The organism is Pelagerythrobacter rhizovicinus, assembly GCF_004135625.1.
Lineage (GTDB): Bacteria > Pseudomonadota > Alphaproteobacteria > Sphingomonadales > Sphingomonadaceae > Pelagerythrobacter > Pelagerythrobacter rhizovicinus.
In genome coordinates this window covers 363,210-383,691 of record NZ_SDPV01000001.1, presented here as the reverse complement: position 1 = coordinate 383,691, position 20,482 = coordinate 363,210, and the positions used below count along the sequence as shown (strand labels likewise).

Annotated in this window: 20 protein-coding genes and 1 tRNA gene; 9 read left to right on the top strand and 12 right to left on the bottom strand. The window is 67.9% G+C overall.

The features are described from left to right. The first annotated feature begins 5 nt into the window (after nt 1-5). Nucleotides 6-935 carry a cation diffusion facilitator family transporter gene (locus ETX26_RS01910; protein ID WP_129523018.1) on the top strand — a complete coding sequence of 310 codons (930 nt, stop codon included), beginning with the start codon at nt 6-8 and terminating at the stop codon, nt 933-935. A gap of 156 nt (nt 936-1,091) precedes the next feature. Here ETX26_RS01910 and ETX26_RS01905 read toward each other — a convergent pair whose 3' ends face one another. From ETX26_RS01905 to ETX26_RS01885, 5 genes are all read right to left on the bottom strand, one after another. Next, nucleotides 1,092-1,274: a hypothetical protein gene (locus ETX26_RS01905; protein ID WP_119513115.1), complete on the bottom strand. Its 183-nt coding sequence runs from the start codon at nt 1,272-1,274 to the stop codon at nt 1,092-1,094. A gap of 163 nt (nt 1,275-1,437) precedes the next feature. Further along, nucleotides 1,438-2,700 (bottom strand): ATP-dependent Clp protease ATP-binding subunit ClpX, encoded by a 1,263-nt coding sequence (gene clpX, locus ETX26_RS01900; RefSeq protein ID WP_129523017.1) that lies wholly within the window; start codon nt 2,698-2,700, stop codon nt 1,438-1,440. A gap of 180 nt (nt 2,701-2,880) precedes the next feature. Further along, nucleotides 2,881-3,579, bottom strand: coding sequence for an ATP-dependent Clp protease proteolytic subunit (locus tag ETX26_RS01895; RefSeq protein ID WP_129523016.1), 699 nt, complete (start codon nt 3,577-3,579; stop codon nt 2,881-2,883). A 189-nt stretch (nt 3,580-3,768) separates the two neighbouring features. Continuing rightward, on the bottom strand, nt 3,769-5,370 hold the full coding sequence (gene tig / locus ETX26_RS01890; protein ID WP_129523015.1) for a trigger factor: 1,602 nt from the start codon (nt 5,368-5,370) through the stop codon (nt 3,769-3,771). 59 nt (nt 5,371-5,429) lie between these two features. Next, a tRNA-Leu gene (locus tag ETX26_RS01885) sits at nt 5,430-5,514 on the bottom strand. Nucleotides 5,515-5,673: 159 nt separating this feature from the next. On the opposite strand from ETX26_RS01885, the gene ETX26_RS01880 reads away from it, so the two are divergent. Then, a complete protein-coding gene (locus tag ETX26_RS01880) occupies nt 5,674-5,853 on the top strand; it encodes a hypothetical protein (protein ID WP_129523014.1) in 180 nt (59 codons plus the stop codon). A gap of 56 nt (nt 5,854-5,909) precedes the next feature. Continuing rightward, on the top strand, nt 5,910-6,191 hold the full coding sequence (locus ETX26_RS01875) for a DUF3297 family protein (RefSeq protein ID WP_129523013.1): 282 nt from the start codon (nt 5,910-5,912) through the stop codon (nt 6,189-6,191). Between the two features lie 6 nt (nt 6,192-6,197). On the opposite strand, the gene ETX26_RS01870 is transcribed toward ETX26_RS01875, so the two are convergent. Further along, nucleotides 6,198-6,959, bottom strand: coding sequence for a CHAP domain-containing protein (locus tag ETX26_RS01870; protein WP_129523012.1), 762 nt, complete (start codon nt 6,957-6,959; stop codon nt 6,198-6,200). A gap of 119 nt (nt 6,960-7,078) precedes the next feature. Here ETX26_RS01870 and der point away from each other — a divergent pair, with 119 nt between their 5' ends. After that, complete coding sequence (gene der, locus ETX26_RS01865; protein ID WP_129523011.1) at nt 7,079-8,482, top strand: ribosome biogenesis GTPase Der; 1,404 nt, start codon at nt 7,079-7,081, stop codon at nt 8,480-8,482. Next, the gene (locus ETX26_RS01860) at nt 8,479-8,973 is read left to right on the top strand and encodes a DUF2721 domain-containing protein (protein ID WP_129523010.1); all 495 of its coding nucleotides are present in this window, start codon (nt 8,479-8,481) and stop codon (nt 8,971-8,973) included. Before der ends, ETX26_RS01860 begins: the two co-directional genes overlap by 4 nt. Nucleotides 8,974-9,829: 856 nt before the next feature. Here the strand turns inward: ETX26_RS01860 and bfr are convergent. The 4 genes from bfr to ETX26_RS01840 all read right to left on the bottom strand — a co-directional run bounded on the left by bfr (nt 9,830) and on the right by ETX26_RS01840 (nt 13,245). After that, nucleotides 9,830-10,315 (bottom strand): bacterioferritin, encoded by a 486-nt coding sequence (bfr, locus tag ETX26_RS01855; RefSeq protein WP_129523009.1) that lies wholly within the window; start codon nt 10,313-10,315, stop codon nt 9,830-9,832. Nucleotides 10,316-10,450: 135 nt separating this feature from the next. Continuing rightward, complete coding sequence (locus tag ETX26_RS01850; protein ID WP_129523008.1) at nt 10,451-10,642, bottom strand: (2Fe-2S)-binding protein; 192 nt, start codon at nt 10,640-10,642, stop codon at nt 10,451-10,453. Between the two features lie 64 nt (nt 10,643-10,706). Next, nucleotides 10,707-11,996: a DUF418 domain-containing protein gene (locus tag ETX26_RS01845; protein WP_225425452.1), complete on the bottom strand. Its 1,290-nt coding sequence runs from the start codon at nt 11,994-11,996 to the stop codon at nt 10,707-10,709. A gap of 64 nt (nt 11,997-12,060) precedes the next feature. Further along, nucleotides 12,061-13,245, bottom strand: a complete 1,185-nt coding sequence (locus ETX26_RS01840) for an SPOR domain-containing protein (protein WP_129523007.1) — start codon at nt 13,243-13,245, stop codon at nt 12,061-12,063. Between the two features lie 198 nt (nt 13,246-13,443). On the opposite strand from ETX26_RS01840, the gene ETX26_RS01835 reads away from it, so the two are divergent. The 3 genes from ETX26_RS01835 to ETX26_RS01825 are packed head-to-tail and all read left to right on the top strand — an operon-like array spanning nt 13,444 to nt 16,140. Further along, complete coding sequence (locus ETX26_RS01835) at nt 13,444-14,160, top strand: ParA family protein (protein ID WP_129523006.1); 717 nt, start codon at nt 13,444-13,446, stop codon at nt 14,158-14,160. A gap of 22 nt (nt 14,161-14,182) precedes the next feature. After that, nucleotides 14,183-14,737 carry a hypothetical protein gene (locus ETX26_RS01830; protein WP_129523005.1) on the top strand — a complete coding sequence of 185 codons (555 nt, stop codon included), beginning with the start codon at nt 14,183-14,185 and terminating at the stop codon, nt 14,735-14,737. A gap of 20 nt (nt 14,738-14,757) precedes the next feature. Beyond that, nucleotides 14,758-16,140, top strand: a complete 1,383-nt coding sequence (locus ETX26_RS01825; RefSeq protein ID WP_129523004.1) for an SPOR domain-containing protein — start codon at nt 14,758-14,760, stop codon at nt 16,138-16,140. Between the two features lie 50 nt (nt 16,141-16,190). On the opposite strand, the gene ETX26_RS01820 is transcribed toward ETX26_RS01825, so the two are convergent. Both ETX26_RS01820 and ETX26_RS01815 read right to left on the bottom strand, forming a co-directional pair. After that, complete coding sequence (locus ETX26_RS01820; RefSeq protein ID WP_129523003.1) at nt 16,191-17,417, bottom strand: dihydroorotase; 1,227 nt, start codon at nt 17,415-17,417, stop codon at nt 16,191-16,193. Next, nucleotides 17,414-18,445, bottom strand: a complete 1,032-nt coding sequence (locus ETX26_RS01815; RefSeq protein WP_129523002.1) for an aspartate carbamoyltransferase catalytic subunit — start codon at nt 18,443-18,445, stop codon at nt 17,414-17,416. The genes ETX26_RS01820 and ETX26_RS01815 overlap by 4 nt, the downstream gene beginning before the upstream one ends. Before the next feature lie 115 nt (nt 18,446-18,560). On the opposite strand from ETX26_RS01815, the gene sppA reads away from it, so the two are divergent. Further along, nucleotides 18,561-20,432, top strand: a complete 1,872-nt coding sequence (sppA, locus tag ETX26_RS01810; RefSeq protein WP_129523001.1) for a signal peptide peptidase SppA — start codon at nt 18,561-18,563, stop codon at nt 20,430-20,432. Nucleotides 20,433-20,482: the final 50 nt, after the last annotated feature.

Here is a 20,482-nt window from a genome sequence, read left to right as displayed (position 1 = left end):
CGGCGATGGGCGGGGGTCATTCTCACAATCATGGTCATGGGCACGGGCATGGGCACGCGCATGCGCCGGCAGGGTTCGGGCCGGCCTTCGCGATCGGGATCGTGCTCAACAGCGCCTTCGTGCTGGTCGAGGCGACGTACGGCTTTCTCTCCGGCTCGATGGCGCTGGTGGCCGATGCCGGACACAACCTGTCGGACGTGCTGAGCCTGCTGCTCGCCTGGGCGGCCGCAGCCGCTGCAAGCAAGCCGCCATCGGACAAGTTCACCTACGGTTACAAGAGCTCGACGATTCTCGCCGCCATGGCCAATGGCGGGTTGCTGCTGGTCGCCATCGGGGCGATTCTGTTCGAGACGCTCAACCGCCTGACCAGACCAGCCGAAGTGGAAGGGTGGACCATGATCGTGGTCGCGGGCATCGGGATCGCGATCAATACGGCAACCGCGCTGCTGTTCCTGCGCGGCCGGCACGACGATCTGAATATCCGCGGCGCGTTCCTGCACATGGTCGCCGATGCGCTGGTCTCGCTGGGCGTGGTGATCGCCGGTGCGGCGATCCTGCTGACCGGCGCGACCTGGATCGATCCGGTGACCAGCCTGATGATCGTGGCAGTGATCGCCTGGGGCACCTGGGGGCTGCTGAAGGACAGCGTGAAGATGGGTCTGCTGGCCGTGCCCGAAGGGATTTCGGAAGCCGACGTGCGCGCTTATCTCACGCGTCTGCCGGGTGTGGCGGCGGTCCACGACCTGCACATCTGGCCGATGAGCACGACCGAAACCGCGATGACGGCGCATCTGGTCATGCCCGCCGGCCACCCCGGCGACGATTTCCTGCGCGCAATCGCGCACGAGTTGCAGCACCGGCACCGGATCGGTCATGCAACGATCCAGATCGAGCGCGACGCCGGCTGCGTGCTAGCTTCGGCGGAGAGCTGCTAGGAAATGGCCGTCATCCCAGCGAAAGCTGGGATCGCTGTCCGCGAGCTCTTACGTGGCTGCACCCGATCCCAGCTTTCGCTGGGATGACGGGACTGTTGCGAAGGGTGGCTGAGCGGCGAGGAACCGCATTTGTCCCCTCGCCGCTCGCCGAAAACCTTACCCTTCCTGCGCGGGAAGCTCTCCGTTCGGGTCGTTCTCGACCAGTTCGGCGACTTGTTCGTAAACCTGCGCGTTGTCATCCATCTGCTGCTGGAGCTGCGGGTTCTGTTCGCCGACGTTGCGGAAGAAGCCGCTCGCGTCGCGCAGAAGCTTCGCCGCGAGCTGTGCGTTGGTGGCCATATTCGGAAATTCCTCGTATTCGCGTGACAGTGCGGCCCGGGCCCGAATGCGGCCCGGCCCGGGGCGCAACCGCGTGTCGCGCCACTTGCGCCCGGTAAGGCGATGAACGGCCCGCCGGGGGCCGATTATGTCCGCAGCGCCAGGCGCCGCGGGGCGGGGCCTGTCAGGCCGCCGCTTCCTTCTTCTCGCCGCCGTGGACCCGGATCGGCTCCTTGCGGCCTTCGACCACGTCCTTGTCGATCACGATCTCGCTCACCCCGTCCATGTCGGGCAGGTCGAACATCGTATCGAGCAGGATGCCCTCGACGATCGAGCGCAGGCCGCGCGCGCCGGTCTTGCGCTTGATCGCCCGCTCGGCGATCGTCTCGAGCGCGTCGTCGGTGAAGGTCAGCTCGACATCCTCGAGCTCGAACAGCTTGCGGTACTGCTTGACCAGCGCGTTCTTCGGTTCGCTGAGGATCTGCACCAGTGCCGCGACATCGAGATCGCGCAGCGTGGCGATCACCGGCAGGCGGCCGACGAATTCGGGGATCAGTCCGAACTTGAGCAGGTCTTCCGGCTCGCACTTCTCAAGCAGCTCGCCCACGCGGCGCTTGTCCGGATCGGCAACGTGCGCGCCGAAGCCGATCGAGCGCTTCTGCAGGCGGTCGGCGATGATCTTCTCCAGGCCGGCAAAGGCGCCGCCGCAGATGAACAGGATGTTGGTCGTGTCCACCTGCAGGAATTCCTGCTGCGGATGCTTGCGGCCGCCCTGCGGCGGGACGGAGGCGGTCGTGCCCTCCATCAGCTTCAGGAGCGCCTGCTGCACGCCCTCGCCCGAGACGTCGCGCGTGATCGAGGGGTTTTCGGCCTTGCGGGTGATCTTGTCGATCTCATCGATGTAGACGATGCCGTGCTGCGCCTTGTCGACGTTGTAATCGCTCGACTGGAGCAGCTTGAGGATGATGTTCTCGACATCCTCGCCGACATAGCCGGCCTCGGTCAGCGTGGTCGCATCGGCCATCGTGAACGGCACGTCGAACGTGCGCGCCAGCGTTTGCGCCAGCAGCGTCTTGCCCGAACCGGTCGGGCCGACGAGCAGGATGTTGGACTTCGCCAGTTCGACGTCGCCCGCCTTGCCCGAGTGCTTCAGCCGCTTGTAGTGGTTGTGGACCGCGACCGAGAGCACGCGCTTCGCGCGATCCTGCCCGATCACGTAATCGTTCAGGGTCACGAAGATGTCGTTGGGAGTCGGAACTTCCCCTTCCTTGCGCCCCGTGAGCCCGGCCTTGGTCTCTTCGCGAATGATGTCGTTGCACAGCTCGACACATTCGTCGCAGATGAACACGGTCGGGCCCGCGATGAGCTTCCTCACCTCGTGCTGCGACTTGCCGCAGAAGCTGCAGTACAGGGTCGATTTGCTATCGGTTCCGCTCAACTTGGTCATTTCCCGTGGTTCCCGAACCCGCGCCCGATTCCCGCGCCGGATTCGACCGACTCTAAAGCCGGTTGGTCATTAATCAACACACCGGGCTTAGCATTTCGGGCATTGCCACAAGCTGAAGTGGCAAGGTTGCCCAAATGCTACGGCAACTGTTCCGCGTCGGGGCGGTTCCCCCGCCGCCGGTTACTCGGGCGCACCGCCCGAACCCGATTCGTCGCCCGGCTCCTCGTTCTCGGGCCGGGTCTCGAACACCTTGTCGACAATGCCGAACTTCATCGCTTCGTCGGCTTCGAGGAAGGTGTCGCGGTCCATTGCCTTCTCGATGTCGGAAAGGCTCTGGCCGGTATACTTCACGTAGAGATCGTTCATCCGCTGGCGGATGCGCAGGATCTCGCGTGCCTGGATCTCGATATCGCTCGCCATGCCGCGCGCGCCGCCCGAGGGCTGGTGGACCATGATCCGCGCATTCGGCAGCGCGATCCGCATGCCCGGCTCGCCCGCCGCGAGCAGGAAGCTGCCCATCGAGGCGGCCTGGCCCACGCAGACGGTCGAAACGCGCGGCTTGATGTACTGCATCGTGTCGTGGATCGCCATGCCGGCCGTCACCACGCCGCCGGGCGAGTTGATGTACATCGAGATCGGCTTCGAGGGATTCTCGCTTTCCAGGAACAGCAGCTGGGCGACGATCAGCGAGGCCATCCCGTCCTCGACCTGACCGGTCACGAACACGATCCGCTCGCGCAGCAAGCGGCTGAAGATGTCGAAGCTGCGCTCGCCGCGGCTGGTCTGCTCGACGACCACCGGCACCAGCGCGCCCGTCACCGGATCGCGGGTGAACTGGCCCTGCGAAGCGTGGGCATCGGTGCCGAACAGGTCGATCATGCGAAAATTTCCTCTCGTCAGAAGTGCGACCGGCTATGTCGCGATAGCCGGCGCGATGTTCAAGGGGATTAACCTTGCGGCCGGGGAAATCGGCACCGTCACCCGTGTGCCGCCGAACTCCGCGGGACGAGAAAGGGCGGCGAGACACGCCCGCCGCCCCTGTTCGTCACCCGGCGAGTGGCCGGACGATCACTTCTTGGCAGCGGCCTTCTTGGCCGGCGCCTTCTTGGCAGCAGGCTTCTTGGCAGCCGGAGCCTTGTCTTCGGACTTGGCGGCGGCCTTCTTGGCCGGGGCCTTCTTGCCCTCGTCCTTGGCTGCTTCCTTGTTGGCGGGAGCCTTCTTGGCCGCCGGCTTCTTGGCCGGAGCCTTCTCCTCGCCTTCCTCCTTTGCCGCGGTCTTCTTGGCGGCGGGCTTCTTGGCCGGCGCCTTCTTCTTCGCGGCCGGCTTTTCGGCGGGCTCGGTCTCTTCCGCCTCGATTGCCGCCTCGAGTTCCTCGCGCGTCACTTCGCGCTCGGAGATCTCGGCCTTGTCGAACAGGAAGTCGACAACCTTGTCCTCGTAGAGCGGCGCGCGCAGCTGGGCAGCGGCCATCGGTTCGGACTGGATGTACTGCACGAAGCGCTGACGGTCCTCGGCGCGGTACTGCTGCGCCGCCTGCTGGACGAGCATGCTCATTTCCTGCTGGCTGACCTCGACGCCGTTCTTCTGGCCGATCTCGCTCAGCAGGAGGCCGAGGCGCACGCGGCGTTCGGCGATCTTGCGATAATCGTCCTTCTCCGCCTCGATTTCCTTGAGCGCCTTGGCCGGATCCTCATCGCGCGAGGCTTCCTGCTGGAGCTGCGCCCAGATCTGCTCGAACTCGGCATCGACCATGCCCTGCGGCACTGCGAAATCGTGCCCCGCCGCAAGCTGGTCGAGAAGCTGCCGCTTCATCTGCGTGCGGGTGAGGCCGGCAGTCTCCTGCTCGAGTTGCCCGCGCAGCAGTTCCTTGAGCTTGTCGAGACCTTCGAGGCCGAGGTTCTTGGCGAACTCGTCGTCGATCTTGGTCTCGCCTTCGACCTTCACCTGCTTCACCGTGACGGCGAACTGGGCTTCCTTGCCCTTGAGGTGCTCAGCCGGATAGTCCTCGGGAAAAGTGACGGTGATCGTCTTCTCGTCGCCCGCCTTCGCGCCGGTGAGCTGTTCCTCGAAGCCCGGAATGAACTGGCCCGAGCCGATCACGAGCGGCGCGTCCTCGGCCTTGCCGCCCTCGAACTCGGTGCCGTCGATCGAGCCGACGAAGTCGATGATGAGCTGATCGCCCTCGGCGGCCTTCCTGGTCTTCGGTGCGTCCTTGTAGCTCTTCTGCTGGTCCGCGATGCGCTCCAGCGCCTCGTCGACCTGCTTGTCGCTGACCGGCACGACCAGACGCTCGAGCGCGATGCCTTCGACCTCGGGCGCCTCGATCTCGGGCAGGACTTCGAGCTCGACGTCGAGCACCGCGTCCTTGCCCTGTTCGTATCCCTCGCCGAGCTCGACCTTGGGCTGCATCGCCGGGCGGAGCTTCTTCTCGCGGATCAGCTCGTCGACCGAGCCGCGAATCGCGTCGTTGATCACCTGCGCATGGACGTTCTCGCCATGCATCTTGCGGATCAGGTTGGCAGGCACTTTGCCCGGGCGGAAGCCCGGCATGCGCACCTGCGGGGCGATCTTCTTCACCTCCGCATCGACCTTGGCCTCGATGTCACCGGCCGGGATGGTGAGCTGGAAGCCGCGCTTGAGGCCTTCGCTGGTGGTCTCTTTGATCTGCATGGTGCGAACTTAAGCCTTTTCAAAATCACGATTTGTCGAAGGGCACCGGGGCTGGGTACTGGTGCGGGCGAAGGGACTCGAACCCCCACATCTTTCGATACTGGTACCTAAAACCAGCGCGTCTACCAGTTCCGCCACGCCCGCAACCCGAACGAAGCCGCGCGTGGGAAACCCACACGAACAGGGGAGCGCCCTTAGAAGGGCGGGCCGAAAAGGGCAAGCGCTGCGATTTACCGCGTGCGGCGGCGGAACGCGGGGCCGCGGCGCGGCGTTGGAATCGGGAAGACGCAAGGAGCTCTCCCCATGGCAACGCAACCCGATCCCGCCCCCGACACGATCGAACCCGGATCCCCGCCCGAGACGCCACCCGACAGCCCCCCGCTGGAAGACCCGATGCGCGAGCCCGGCGAGATCGAGCAGCCCGATCCCGATTTCGACCGGCCCGACCGCAGCCCGATCGAAACCCCGCCGCCGCCCGACTGATCCGGCACGGCCGATTGAATATTGCGGCTCGCGTGGCGGCGGACTAGGGCGCGCGCATGAGCGACGAGACGAGCAACGACATTCCGCCCGACCGCCTGTCGGTCAATCCGCGCAGCGAGCACTTCGATGCGGAGAAGCTCAGGCGGGGGATCGGCATCCGCTTCAAGGGGCGCCAGCGGACCGATATCGAGGAATACTCGATCTCCGAAGGGTGGGTGCGCGTACAGGCGGGCAAGACGATGGACCGCAAGGGCCAGCCGCTGACGATCAAGCTCAGCGGACCGGTCGAGGCCTGGTACGAGGATCTGGGCGACGAGGCGCCCGTCGCGAAAGCCTAGCTTGCCTCAGTTTCCGTAACGCGCCACGGCCGCCGCGATCGGATCGCGCGGCGCCGGCACCGCGACCTTGCGCTGCGGCATCGCCTTTCGAGCCGGCGCAGACGCGACCGTGCCGCTGCGGCGCGTGACGGGCGCAGGTGCCGCCATCCCGGAGAAGGCGCTCATGAACGCGCGCGACGGCGCTGTCGAAACGGGTCGCGCGGGCGCCTGAGGGGCTGGCGCCGCGCGCGAGGGGGAGGCTGCGGCGAGGCGCGTCTCGGGCAAGCGCGCTTCCTCGCCATAGATGAACCCATGGACCGGCCAGACTGTGGTGCCGAGCGCCTGGATCGGGTCGTACCACACGCGCACCTGGCTCCAGTCGTTGCCCGGCGAGACGTCGATCGCCCGCACGTCGCGCTCAATCTGCCCGCGGCGGCCGTTGATCGGCGACCAGTTCGCATGATCGAGCAGCACGGTGCGGCTGTCGATCACCCTGCTGACCGTCGCGACATGGCCGAGCCGCATGCTGCCGTGCGGAACGAATGCCATCACCGCCCCGACCCGCGGCTCGTCGCCGCGCTCGTAGCGGCCCGCGGCCTGGTCCCACCAGGTGTGCGCGTCGCCGTAGATCTGCACGCCCGAAAGCTGGCGCGCGTAAGGCACGCACTGGAGATAGGCCGGCAATTCCCTGCCGCTGGCGGATTCGAATGCCGCGCTGGCATCCGCCAGCGCCGGCCCCGATAAGGCGCACAGGCCCGAAGCGGCCATGATCCAGAGACTTGCCCTCATGCGGCAAGAAATTGCCGGTTCGTCGTTAACGGGGGCCTGAGAAGTATGGTTAACGAATTCCTAAGCGTCGCCGAGCGCGCTTGCCAAGCGGCGCGATAGGCTCCACCTGCGCACCCGCAATGGTCACGAAGCCGCAAGTCATCATCATCGGCCGCCCCAACGTCGGCAAGTCCACGCTGTTCAACCGGCTGGTGGGCAAGCGCCTGGCGCTGGTCGACGACCAGCCGGGCGTGACCCGCGACCGGCGCTTCGGCGATGCGACGATCGCGGGGCTCGAGTTCACCGTGGTCGACACCGCCGGGTGGGAGGACGACGATCCCGAGACCCTGCCCGGCCGCATGCGCCGGCAGACCGAGGTCAGCCTGGAAGGCGCCGACGCCGCGCTGTTCGTGATCGACGCCCGCGCCGGGCTGACCCCGCTGGACGAGGAAATCGCACGCTGGCTGCGCAGCCAGACCGTGCCCGTGGTGCCGGTCGCCAACAAGGCCGAAGGCGCCGCCGGCGAAGCGGGGGCAATCGAGGCATGGTCGCTCGGCTTCGGCGAGCCCGTCGCTCTGTCGGCCGAACACGGGGAAGGCATCGCCGATCTGTTCGGCGCGTTGTGGCCGATCATCGGAGAGAAGGCGGAACGCAGGGAGACGATCGACACAGAAGCCGCCGATGCCGAAGAATCCGACGAGGACGCCCCGCTCGGCCCGCTCAAGCTCGCCATCGTCGGCCGGCCCAACGCCGGCAAGTCCACGCTGATCAACCGCCTGCTCGGGGAAGACCGTCTGCTCACCGGCCCCGAGGCCGGCATCACGCGCGATTCGATCGCGGTGGACTGGCGGTGGACCGATCCCGCCAGCGGAGAAGTGCGCGACATCCGCCTGATCGACACCGCCGGAATGCGCAAGAAGGCGCGGGTGACCGAAAAGCTCGAGAAGCTCAGCGTCGCCGACGCGCGGCGGGCGGTCGACTTTGCCGAAGTCGTCGTCCTGCTGCTCGATGCGACCAAGGGCCTCGAGCATCAGGACCTCAAGATCGCCGACGCCGTGCTGCAGGAAGGCCGCGCACTGATCGTGGCGATCAACAAGTGGGACGTGGCCGAGAACGCCTCCTCGCTGTTCAACGGCATTCGCGAGGCGCTCAACGAAGGGCTGGCGCAAGTCCGCGGATTGCCGCTTCTCGCCGTCAGCGCCAGGACCGGCAAGGGCCTCGACACGATGCTCGGCGCCGCATTCGAGATCCGGGAGAGCTGGTCGAAGCGCGTCCCGACGGCGGCGCTCAACCGCTGGTTCGACGATGCGCTGGCCGCCAATCCGCCGCCCGCGCCCGGGGGCAAGCGGATCAAGCTGCGCTACATCACCCAGTCGAGCACGCGCCCGCCGCGCTTCGTGGTGTTCGGCACGCGGCTCGACATGCTGCCCAAGAGCTACGAGCGCTACCTCGTGAACGGAATCCGCCGCGAACTCGGCTTCGAGGCGGTACCGGTGCGCGTCGTTCTCAAGAGCCCCAAGAACCCTTACAAGAGCGATCGATGATCGACTTGCTAGCCATCGGCGGCAGCCTCGCCGGAGAGATCCTCGAACGCACCTCCAGCACCCCGCGCGTGCAGCAGATGGTGCAGCTCTCGCTCGCCCCGGCCTTCCTTCTCGGCGGTATCGGCGCGATCATGAACGTGATGATGAGTCGCCTGATCTGGATCGCCGAGCGCAAGGAACGGATCGAGCGCCGGGTCGAGGACGGAAAGGCCGGGGCCGACGAGATGCGCGAACTCCCGTGGCTTGCCCGCCGCCGCCGGCACGCGCAGACGGCGGTCGTGTTCAGCACCGCCTCGGCCGCGGTGATCAGCGTGGTGATCGTGCTGCTGTTCGTCAGCGCCTTCATCCGCCCCCAGATCGGCACCCTGACGGCAATTGCGTGGATCGCAACGATGGCGCTGCTGCTGGCGGGGCTCGGATTCTTCCTTCTCGAAACCCGCCTCGCCGCCCGCGGCGCGCCGGCGTTCAAGGAGGACGAAGAGGAAAGCTGAGCCCGTCCATGACCGCCGCGGGGACATGGGCCGGCAACGGAGCGCCAGCGGCCTGAGGCCCCCCTTCGCGGGGACACGCGCTGGGTTACAACCTCCTCCGATCCCCAGCGCAGGCTGGGGCCTCGTGCTATCGGGCGGAGCGCCAGTGGCCTGAGACCCCCGCCTGCGCGGGGACTCGGGAAGGAGGGAAAGCCGGCACGCGCCATCATCCGCTGGCGAGTGCGGACGTTGCGCCGGGAGGGTAGGCAAGCGGACGGGATCGGCCGGTGCCGCCTGGGCATCACAGGATTGCCACCTGGGCGTCACAGGGTTGCCTTGGTAACATCGTTGCGAACGGCGGAAGGGGTTACGGCAACCTTCCGCTCGGCCCTTCGGGGACGCGCGAGGCAGATGCGGCCAGGGCTCGCGCTTGCCGCCTCCGCCGGACATATCCTCAGGTCCGCGGCGTTGAGGCCCACCGCGAGAGGACATGCCGGTATTCCTCGCATCCCGGCACAGAGGTGCTTTCTCGCAAGGTCACTAGCTCCTCCGAGGCACCGGCCGTCTGGACGAAGCGCACTGCGTGACGCGTACACGCCTCGCCCCCGTCGCTGACCAGCATGGCTGGCGGGCCCGGTGTATAACCAAATAGGTTATTTTGTCAAGAACTATTTGCCACAGCCTGCATTCGCACTGCCCCGAGTTCCCCGCAAAGGCGGGGACCTCAGGCAGTTGGCGCACCGCTCGGGGTATTCCCTCTTCCAAGCAGACGAAGCGCCAGTGGCCTGAGGTCCCCGCCTGCGCGGGGACTCGGGAGGGAGAGACTCGGGAGTGGAAAGGCTGGCCCTTTGCCTCTCCTCGCGCGCCGATCCGGCCCCTACTCGCTCTCTTCCGCCGCCTTGCTCTGGAGCTGAACATAGTTCTGCAGGCCCATGCGCTGGATCATGTCGAACTGCGTCTCGAGGAAGTCGACGTGCTCCTCTTCGCTTTCGAGGATGCGCTCGAAGATCTCGCGGCTGACGTAGTCGCGCACGCTTTCGCAATGCTCGATCGCGTCGCGCAGGAGCGGAATCGCCTCCTGCTCCATCGCGAGGTCCGCCTTGAGGATCTCCTCGACCGTCTCGCCGACCTTGAGCTTGTGGATCGCCTGGAAGTTGGGAAGCCCGTCAAGGAACAGGATACGTTCGGCCAGCACGTCGGCGTGCTTCATCTCGTCGATCGATTCGTGCCGCTCGTACTCGGCCAGGCGCTCGACACCCCAGTCCTTCAGCACGCGGTAGTGCAGCCAGTACTGGTTGATGGCGGTGAGTTCGTTGGTGAGCGCCTTGTTGAGGAACTCGATGACTGTCGCGTCGCCTTTCACGGGGCGCCTCCATCGCTCGAAAAATGTACCCGGAAGTATGCGCGCCGATGGTGCCGGTGGCAAGCCCGAGAGCCGAAAAATGGCGGAATTCCGCCATTTGCGAGCGATTTGCGTTAGCCTGGCAAAGGCAGAAAATCAGGCCGCACGTGCGGGGAGAAGCGCCCCTTCGCGTTCCTCGAACAGGATCTCCTCCGCATCGTCGAGGCACTGGCCGCAATTGGGGCGTTTGCCCAGCGCGGCATAGACCGCCTCCGCATCGCCGGGGCAGCGGCGCGCGGCGCGGCGCAGGTCGCATTCCCTGATGGCGTTACAGATACAGACGTACATTGCGGCTCCTGCGATCGATTCGCAGGCGTCAATTTATGCGAACTGTTCGCAATATCAACCCGAATCAGCGACACAGCGGAAACAGCCGTCCGTAGGTGAGGCAGCGCCAGAGCCATTCTAGCGGTCCGTAGCGGAAGCGCGCGAGCCACGGCCTCGACCAGGCGAGCATCACCGCCCAGCTGAGCAAGGCAACGAAGTAGAGCTGGCCCCGATCCAGCCGGCCGAACAGGTCCAGCGCCCAGCCCGAGAACACGAACAGCATCACGAACGAGGTGCCGAGATAGTTCGAGAACGCCATCCGCCCCGCCGCCGCGATCCGCTCTCCCAGCCACCCTTTCGCCCCCGGCGCCCAGAGCGCCAGCAGCGCGGCGAGGCCGAGGATCATCGGCAACCGTGTCAGCATCGAAGGCCCCATGAAGGCGAACATGGTGGTGAAGTAGGTGAAGCCCTTGGCCTGAACCCAGAGTGCGATCGACAGCGTTGCGAGCGCGCCGGCAAGCAACCCGCCCCAGCCCCAGCGCCACTGTTTGCGCGGGTCCATGCGGCCGTCGAACAACCCGGCGCGGTAGAGCGCCATGCCGAGCAGCATCAGCGGGATCGTCTCCCAGGCGACCTGCCACAGGACCGTCAGCCAGCCGAACCGGTGCTCGCTCAGCCGGTGCGCGACGTTGGCGGACCAGCTGCCGTCCCGCATGAGCGCCGCTTCGGTCGCGGCGTCCGCGACCGGCACGGTCTTCGCCGTCATGATCTCCGCGCGCGTCTCCGCCAGCATCGGGTTCTCGCCGAAGGGCGTCTCGGCGAGAAGGTAGAAATAGTAGAACAGCGCCGTCCACAGCAGCGCGCCGGCGACGTAGACGATCAGCGCGGCCACGATCTGGGTCTGCACGTCCCACCGCACGCAGGCGAGCACGATCAGCCCGCAGAGCGCATAGAGCGTGAGAATGTCGCCTTGCCACAGCAGGAAGTAGTGGAGCAGGCCGAAGACGAGCAGCCAGCCGAGCCGCCGCGCCTGGAGCCATCGCGTCGCCCCCCGGGCCCAGGCCTTTTCCATGAACAGCATGACTCCGGCGCCGAACAGCAGGGTGAACAGCCCGCGCATCTTGCCGTCGATCAGCACGAACTGCGCGATCCAGAGCCATCCGCCGGGATCGTTGTCCGCCCCGATGAAGCCGCCGGGCCACATGGCCGCGGTAATCGGCTGGCCGAAGATTGCGATATTGGCGAGCACGATGCCCATGACCGCGATTCCGCGGATGAAATCGAGGCTCCCGATCCGTTCCGCACCGGCGGCGGGCAGAGGTTGCGGCTGGTCGGGCGTATGCGGCACGCGCGAATCGTCCAGACCGTCGGACATCGGCCCCTCCCCCTTCCCTGCGAGGGAGGGTCTTAGCAGCCGTTGGCGCTGAGGGAACCCCGCCCTAGCGCGTCACCAGGCACGCCCGTCCCGCGGCCTTCAGCGAATCGCAGGCGGCCTGTGCCGCGCCGCGTGTCGCGAAGCCGCCGGCCTGGAGCTTCGTCAGCCTGCCGGTGCGCACGAGAAGCTTCTCCTTCCCCGCAAGCGGCGCCAGCCCCGCGACGTCACGCCAGAGGCGATCGGCATTGCCTGCGACCGAGAAGGCGCCGAGCTGGACCCTCCATGGACCATCCGACGAGGGCGGCGAAGACGACGGCGATCGTGACGGCGACGGTGACGCCGTCGGCGCTGCGGCTGTCGTGCGCTCCGGCTGAGGCTCGGGCCGCGGCTGCTGTGGCGCCGATGCCGGCGATGGCGACGGCGAGGCCGCAGCAACGGCTGGCCGCGCGTAATCGGCACCCGCTTCAGCCGGGCTGTCGGTCCCGGTGACGCGGCTCGCCTCGACGATCGCGGCCTGCGCTGCGGCGACCGAGGGCGACACGGGTGTCCGTGCGATCGGCATCGGCCTCCGGCCTGAGGTCGGCGGCACAGTGGCCGCAGGTCGCGCCGCGGGCGCGGCGGTCGCTTCGCCATCGAGCGCGAGATCCACTGCCGCGAGCTGCTGCGCCCGGGTCGCGTCGCTCTCGCGCTTCAGCTGCTGCGCGAGCACTTGCGCTTCCTGGCGCTGCTCGAGCGGAATGTACTCGTCCATCTGCCGGATCGCGGGGTTCGCCTGCGGCAGCCCGGCCGAATTGGCGAGCGTCAGCAGCGCATAGGCGCGCACCCAGTCCTTCTCGACCAGATCGCCGTTGAAATGGGCGATGCCGAGCAGGTACTGCGCGCGCGGATCGCCGCGTTCGGAGGCGGCGAGAACGTAAGGCATCGCCTCCTCCCGGCGCCCGGCCTGGAACAGCATCAGTCCGTAGTTGTCGGCCGCCTTTATGTGCCCTTGTGCGGCCGCCCTGGCATAGAAGGCCTCGGCCTGTTGCTGATCCCGCTCCACCCCGCGTCCGAGGCGATAGGCCTGCGCCATGTTGAACTGCGCGTCGGGATTGCCCTGCGCGGCAGGCTCGCGCCATTCGCGCACCGCCGCGGCGTAATCCCCGCGGCTCCACGCATCGACGCCCGCCTTGACGTCGGCGAGTGCCGGCGCGGCAATGGCGAGCGCGGTTCCGGCGGCGAACAGCGACAGTGCGTGTGCGAACCTCATACCCGTTCGGCCCTTCGAGTCCCTCCTGCGAGAAGACTGACATAGTGAACGACCCGTTAGCAAAAGGTTTCTAACTTCCGCTACCGCCGCTCGGCGCCGCAGCTAATCGGCGTTAACCCTAAATTAGGGGTATCCTGCGATCCCGACACCGGCCCGCGTTCAGGCGGCGCAGGACAGGAACAGCAGGGGGACCAGCCTGTGCGAGTATTGGCATTGGCTTCGCAGAAGGGCGGATCGGGGAAGACGACGCTGTCGGGCCATCTGGCGGTGCAGGCGCAGCGCGCCGGCGCCGGGCCGGTGGTACTGATCGACATCGACCCGCAGGGCTCGCTCGCCGACTGGTGGAACGAGCGCGAGGCCGAATATCCCGCGTTCGCCCAAACGACCGTATCCCGGCTCGCCAGCGATCTTCAGATCCTGCGGCAGCAGGGCTTCAAGCTGGCCGTCATCGACACGCCGCCGGCAATCACCATGGCGATCCAGTCGGTCATCGGCGTCGCCGAACTGATCGTGGTGCCCACGCGCCCCAGTCCGCACGACCTGCGCGCAGTCGGCGCCACGGTGGACTTGTGCGAGCGCGCCGGCAAGCCGCTGGTCTTCGTGGTCAACGGGGCCACGCCCAAGGCCAAGATCACCTCCGAAGCGGCGGTCGCGCTGAGCCAGCACGGCACGGTCGCGCCGATCACCCTGCACCACCGCACCGACTTCGCCGCCTCGATGATCGATGGCCGCACGGTGATGGAGGTCGATCCCGACAGCCGCAGCGCCGCCGAGGTCACCGCGCTGTGGAACTACGTCGCCGACCGGCTCGAAAAGAACTTCCGCCGCACGGTCTTCGCCGCGCCGCAGGCCATTTCACCCGTGCCGGGCGCGCATCGCCCCGCCGGCGGCTTCGGCCGCCGCGTCGCGCAGTAAGAGGGCCGGACAGGACACGATCATGAGCGACGCCAGCTTCGCCTCTCTCAATTCCTCGCTGCTTGCGCGCAAGGGCGGCGCGCGGCCGGCTATGCGGCCGCAGTCGGCACTAATCACGAGTCACGCGGCCGTTCCCGACAATGTCGAGGATCTCGGCTGGAACGACATGGGCGCCGACGACGAGCCCGCGCGCGAGGCCGAGGTGCTCCAGCTGACGCCCTCGCCCGCCAATCACGCGACCGCCGCCGAGGCGCGCGAGATCGACCACGAAGCGCACGGCCAGCTCGAGGGGAGCGGTCCGCCGGAGCCGCCGGTCCGCCAGCAGCAGGCCGTGCTCGCCGAGCGGATGAACGCGCCGATCGAATCGCACGACGGACCGGTCCGCCGCTCCGCGCTGAAGCGGGGCAAGCGCGCCGCTTTCACGCTGCGACTCGATGCCGAGCGGCATCTCAAGCTCCGGCTCGCCTGCACCGTTCGCAACCGCAGCGCACAGCAGATCGTCACCGAAGCGCTCGATGCGCTGCTCGCCCGAATGCCCGAGCTCGACGGGCTCGCCGCGCAGATCGAGCGGCAGTGAGACATCTTGGGGGGACAACCATGATCCGCACCGTCAAGACCACCCGCCTCGCCACGCTGGCGCTGACCACCGCGCTCGCGACCGCCGTGCTGAGCGGCTGCACGACCAAGGGCGCGCCGCCGGCGAACCTATCCGCGAACAAGGCACAGAGCGCGCTCGGAGAGGGGAAGGCCGGCAAGGCTGTCGTCCATGCCGAGGCCGCCGTGCTCGCCGAGCCACGCAATGCGCAGTACCGCGCAATGCTCGGCGCCGCCTATCTCGAGGCCGGCCGCTTCCAGTCGGCCGCGACGAGTTTCCAGGATGCCATGTCGCTGGGCGACAACTCGCCGCGCACCGCGCTCAGCTATGCGCTGGCCCAGACCGCGGTCGGCAACTATCCCCGCGCCGTGGCCGTGCTCGATGACTGGCGCGACGATCTCGACCCGGCCGACCTCGGCCTCGCGCTGGCACTCGCAGGCGAGCCGGAGCGCGGTGCGCGCGTGCTCGCGGACGCGCTGCGCGGCGGACAGAACACCGCAAAGGTGCGCCAGAACCTCGCCTATGCCTATGCCCTGCAGGGCAACTGGCGCGCAGCACGGCTGATGGCGGCAGAAGACGTACCGGCCGACCAGGTCGGCGCGCGCATGGCAGAATGGGCGCGCGCGGTTCAGCCGGAGATGTACCAGGTGCGCATTGCCACGCTGCTCGATGCGCCGGTCGTGCGCGATCCGGGCCAGCCGATTGGCCTCGCGCTGAGCAACCATCCGAGTTCCGAGCAGCTCGCGGCCGAAGCGGCGGCGCTTGCCCGGCCCGCGGCCGAAGAACGCCCGGCCGCGCTGGCCGCTGCTGCGCCTGCGGGCGAGCTCGAGCCGGTCGATCCTGGGCCGCAACTCGCTGTCGCAACGCCTCGCGTCGAAACGCCCGCGGACGTGCGAAGCGCTTTCGCCGCGCCCGCGCCATCAGGCGCAACGCCGGCGCAGATTACCGAAAGCGCGATCGCCTTCGTGTCCAATCCGGTCGTACAGAAAATGCCCGCACGCTACGGCGCGCAGGCGACTGCCGCTCGCGAGAGCCGCGCCGCTCCTCACGTGGCAGCGGCAGATATGCCGGCCGCCGAATTCGAGGCGGCAAACGGCAAGCATCTCGTTCAGCTCGGCTCGTTCTCGAGCCACGAGGGCGCACGGCGCGCCTGGGGCGTCTACGCGCGGCAGTATCCCGGCCTCGACCGCTACCGGATGGTCATCACCGAAGCGAAGGTGCGCGGCAAGACTTACTACCGCGTCTCCGCCGGCGGTCTCGAACGCGCCGACGCGCGCTCGATGTGCTCGACGGTCAAAGCGCGCGGACAGGGCTGCATCGCCTGGGCCGAGGGGCGTCCGCTGCCCGGAGCGGTCGACGCCGGCGTGCGGATGGCGCGGCGCTAGGCCCCGCGACCGAGCCTTCCCCTCTCCTTCACCGGAGGGTTTCTGTTTCGCTAGAGCGGCACGCCGCCCTTGAAGAGGGTCAGCACGCGGCCTTGCGTGGGCTGACCGTCGAACGGCGTATTCCCGGCGGTGGCTTCCATCTTGCGGCTGTCGACGACCCACGGCTTCTCCGGGTCGATCACGGCCACGTCCGCTTCATGGTCTTCGCGCAGAACACCCGCTTCCACACCGAGCAGCCGCGCAGGCGCGGCCGCCAGCAGGTCGAAGGCGCGCGGCCAGTCGATCACGCCGTCGCGTACGAGCGTCAGCGTCATGGCGAGCAGCGTCTCGGCCCCCGCCATGCCCGGTTCGGCGTCGGCAAACGGCAGCCGCTTGTCCTCTGCCCCCCGGGGATCGTGGCCCGACGCGATTACGTCGATGGTGCCGTCCCCGATCGCCTCGATGACCGCCCGGCGGTCATCGTCACGCCGCAGTGGCGGGGACAGGCGGGCGAAGGTGCGGAAATCGACCGTCGCCAGGTCGGACAGCATGAAGTGCGCAGGCGTCACCCCGGCCGTTACGGAAACGCCCCGACGCTTGGCCGCGCGAACGAGATCGAGCGCCGCGCGGGTTGTTACCTGTCGCAAGTGCAGCCGCGCGCCCGTCATTTCGGCCAGCGCAATATCGCGGGCGACCGCCAGCGCCTCCGCCTCGGCGGGCGCGCTGGGCAGGCCGAGGCGGGTGGCGATCTCGCCCGCGGTCGCCGCCGCCGAGCCGATCAGACCGCCATCCTCCGCGTGCGCCACCACGACGAGATCGAGCATCGCGGCGTACTGCAGCAGCCGCAGCATCACGCCCGAGTCGGCGATCCACCCCCGCCCGGTCGCAACCCCGCGGGCGCCCGCTTCCTTCATCAGCGCGATCTCGGCGAGCTCGGCACCCCCGAGCCCCCGCGTGGCGGCGGCGAAGGGATGGACCCAGAGATCGGGCTTGCCGCTCTTGGCGATGAACGAGACCCTGCTCGGCAGGTCGAGCGGAGGCGTCTGATCGGGCATCAGCGCCGCGCGCGCGATGCCGCCGAAGCGAAACGCCGGCTTGTCGATCGCGAACACGCCGAAGTCGATCAGCGCCGGTGCGACGAGCATGCCGTTCGCATCGAGCGTCTGGTCGCCCTCCTGTGGACCGATCTCGCCGAGCGCCGCGATCCGCCCCTCCCCGAGCCGGACTGCGCCCGTGCGAACGCCGTCGGGCGTGACCAGCCGGCCGCCGGTAATCGTCAGGGCGCGCCCCTGCTTCATGCCCATTGCCCGTCGTTCCAGCCCGGCACGCCGCGGGCCTTGCGGGTCAGCACGTCGAGGCAGGCCATGCGGATCGCCACGCCCATTTCGACCTGGCGGGTGATGATCGAACGGTCGAGCATGTCGGCCACATCGCTGTCGATCTCCACCCCCCGGTTCATCGGCCCCGGGTGCATGACGAGCGCGTCGGGCGCGCAGCGCTCCAGCCGTTCGCGGGTCAGGCCATAGAGGTGGTGGTATTCGCGCGCGGAGGGAATGAACTGGCCGCTCATCCGCTCGGTTTGCAGGCGCAGCATCATCGCCACGTCCGCGCCCTCGAGCGCAGCGTCGAAATCGTGAAAAGGCTGCGCGCCCATAGCTTCCACCCCAGAGGGCATCAGCGCGGGCGGTGCACAAAGGCGCACAGAGGCACCGAGCGCCTGCAGACAAAGCACATTGGAGCGCGCCACGCGGCTGTGCAGGATGTCGCCGCAGATCGTCACCGTCAGCCCGGTGAAGTCCTCGCTCCCCTCCCCGCGATCCTCCAGCGCATGGCGCAGCGCGAGCGCATCGAGCAGCGCCTGCGTCGGGTGCTCGTGCTGGCCGTCGCCGGCGTTGAGCACCGGGCAGTCGACCTTGCTCGCGATCAGGTCCACCGCGCCGCTCGATCCATGGCGGATGACGATCGCGTCGGCGCGCATGGCGTTGAGCGTGATCGCGGTGTCGATCAGCGTCTCGCCCTTCTTCACGCTCGACTGCGCGGCGTGCATGTTGACGACGTCCGCCCCCAGCCGCTTGCCCGCGATCTCGAAACTCAGCAGCGTGCGCGTCGAGTTCTCGAAGAAGGCGTTGATGATGGTGAGGCCGGCCAGCTCGTCGCAGTGCTTGGACGGCTGGCGGTTGAGTTCCACCCACTGCTCCGCCTCGGCGAGCAGGAACAGGATCTCGTGCCGTTCGAGATGGCCGATGCCGGTCAGGTCGCGATGCGGAAAGGCGCGGGCGCCCGCCGGAAAGCGGCCCGGTATGTCGTGAGTTCCCGTCGATGCCATTGAAGCCATGCCCTTAGTCGAGCCCTGTCGGCCGCTCAAGCGCTTTCGGGTGGAACCTTTCGCCCGTACCCCCTAGGTTCCGCGCCGGGACGACACTTCCGGAGATTCCGAGCAGATGAGCTTCGCGGGCAAGGTTTGGCGACTGTTGGTGGGCATCAAGGACGGGATGAGCCTCGTCTTCCTGCTGCTGTTCTTCATGGCGCTCTATGCCATTCTCACGGCCCGGCCCAGCCCTGCCCAGGTCCGCGAAGGCGCGCTGCTGCTGGAGCTCGACGGCGTGGTAGTCGAGGAAAAGTCGAAGATCGATCCGTTCGCCGTGCTGCTGAGCGGAGAGCCGCCAATCACCGAGTTCCAGGCGCGCGACCTCGTCCATGCGATCGACGAGGCGGCGACGGACGACCGGATCAAGGCGATCGTGCTCGACCTCACCTCGTTCCTCGGCGGAGGGCAGGTGCATCTGCAGGACATCGGCGAGGCGCTCGATCGCGCGCGCGCGGCCGACAAGCCCGTGCTGACCTACGCGGTCGCCTACGGCGACGACGCGATGATGCTCGCCTCCCACGCGAGCGAAGTCTGGGTCGATCCGCTGGGCGGTGCCGTTATCGCCGGCCCGGGCGGATCGAACATCTACTTCGGCGAGCTGCTCGAGAACCTGAACGTCAACGCCCACATCTACAAGGTCGGCGAATACAAGTCGGCGGTGGAACCCTATTCGCGTTCGGACATGTCCCCCGAAGCGCGGGAGAACTACCAGGCGCTGTACGGCGCGCTGTGGGAAGAATGGCAGGCCAACGTGAAGAAGGCCCGGCCGCAGATTCAGCTCGACCGGGTTACGCAGCAGCCGGTCGAATGGCTCGCGGCGGCCGACGGCGACCTCGCGACCGCGGCGATGGAGGCCGGGCTGGTCGACAAGCTGGGCAGCAAGACCGAGTTCGGCGAACGCGTGGCGGAAATCGCCGGCGAGGACGGCTGGGACGAAACGCCCGGAACCTACGCACATACCGAGTTCGACCCGTGGCTGGCGGAAGTCGAGCCGGATCGGTCGGGCAGGAAGATCGGCGTCGTCACGATCGCCGGAACGATCGTCGACGGGGATGCGGGGCCGGGAGTGGCAGGCGGCGACCGCATCCGCGACGTCCTGCTCGATGCCCTCGACGAAGATCTCGCCGCGCTGGTCGTGCGCGTCGATTCGCCGGGCGGCTCGGTGACCGCGTCGGAGGAGATCCGTCGGGGCATCCTGCGCCACAAGGCGAAGGACATCCCGATCGTGGTTTCGATGGGCAACCTCGCCGCGAGCGGCGGCTATTGGGTCTCGACTCCCGCCGACCGCATCTTTGCGGAGCCCGAAACGATCACCGGCTCGATCGGTATCTTCGCCGTCATCCCGACGTTCGAGAATGCCGCAGCCGAGTGGGGCATCCATGCCGACGGCGTGCGCACCACCCCGCTGTCCGGCCAGCCCGACCTGATCGGCGGCTTCACGCCCGAGATCGATGCGATCCTGCAGAGTTCGATCGAGAACGGGTACAGCGAATTCCTCGCCCGCGTCGCCGAATCGCGCAACATGACGCCCGCGCAGGTCGACGCCGTCGGCCGGGGGCGTGTGTGGGACGGCGGCACGGCACGGCAGATCGGTCTGGTCGATCAGTACGGCGGGCTCGACGACGCGATCGCCTGGGCCGCCGGACAGGCCGAGCTCGAGGACGGCGGCTGGCACGTCGAATTCCTCGGCGAGGACGTGCAGCCCTACGACGCACTGATTCGGCAGTTGGTCGCCGGCGAAAGCGCGGGCGGCGGCGACATCTTCGCGATGGTCGCAGGCCGCGAGCGGGCGCTGCTGGCACGCGTCGCGGGCGACGTCGAGCGACTGCTGTCGTCGAGCGGGATGCAGGCCTACTGCCTCGAGTGCCCCCCTGCGCCGAGCGTCCAGGCCCGGGCCGCCGTGCCAAAGGGATGGCTGGCCCGGCTGTTCACATTTCTGGACTGACGCGAAGAACGCGCGGGTGGAAACACTCGCGACGTCTCCGCGGCCGGCGC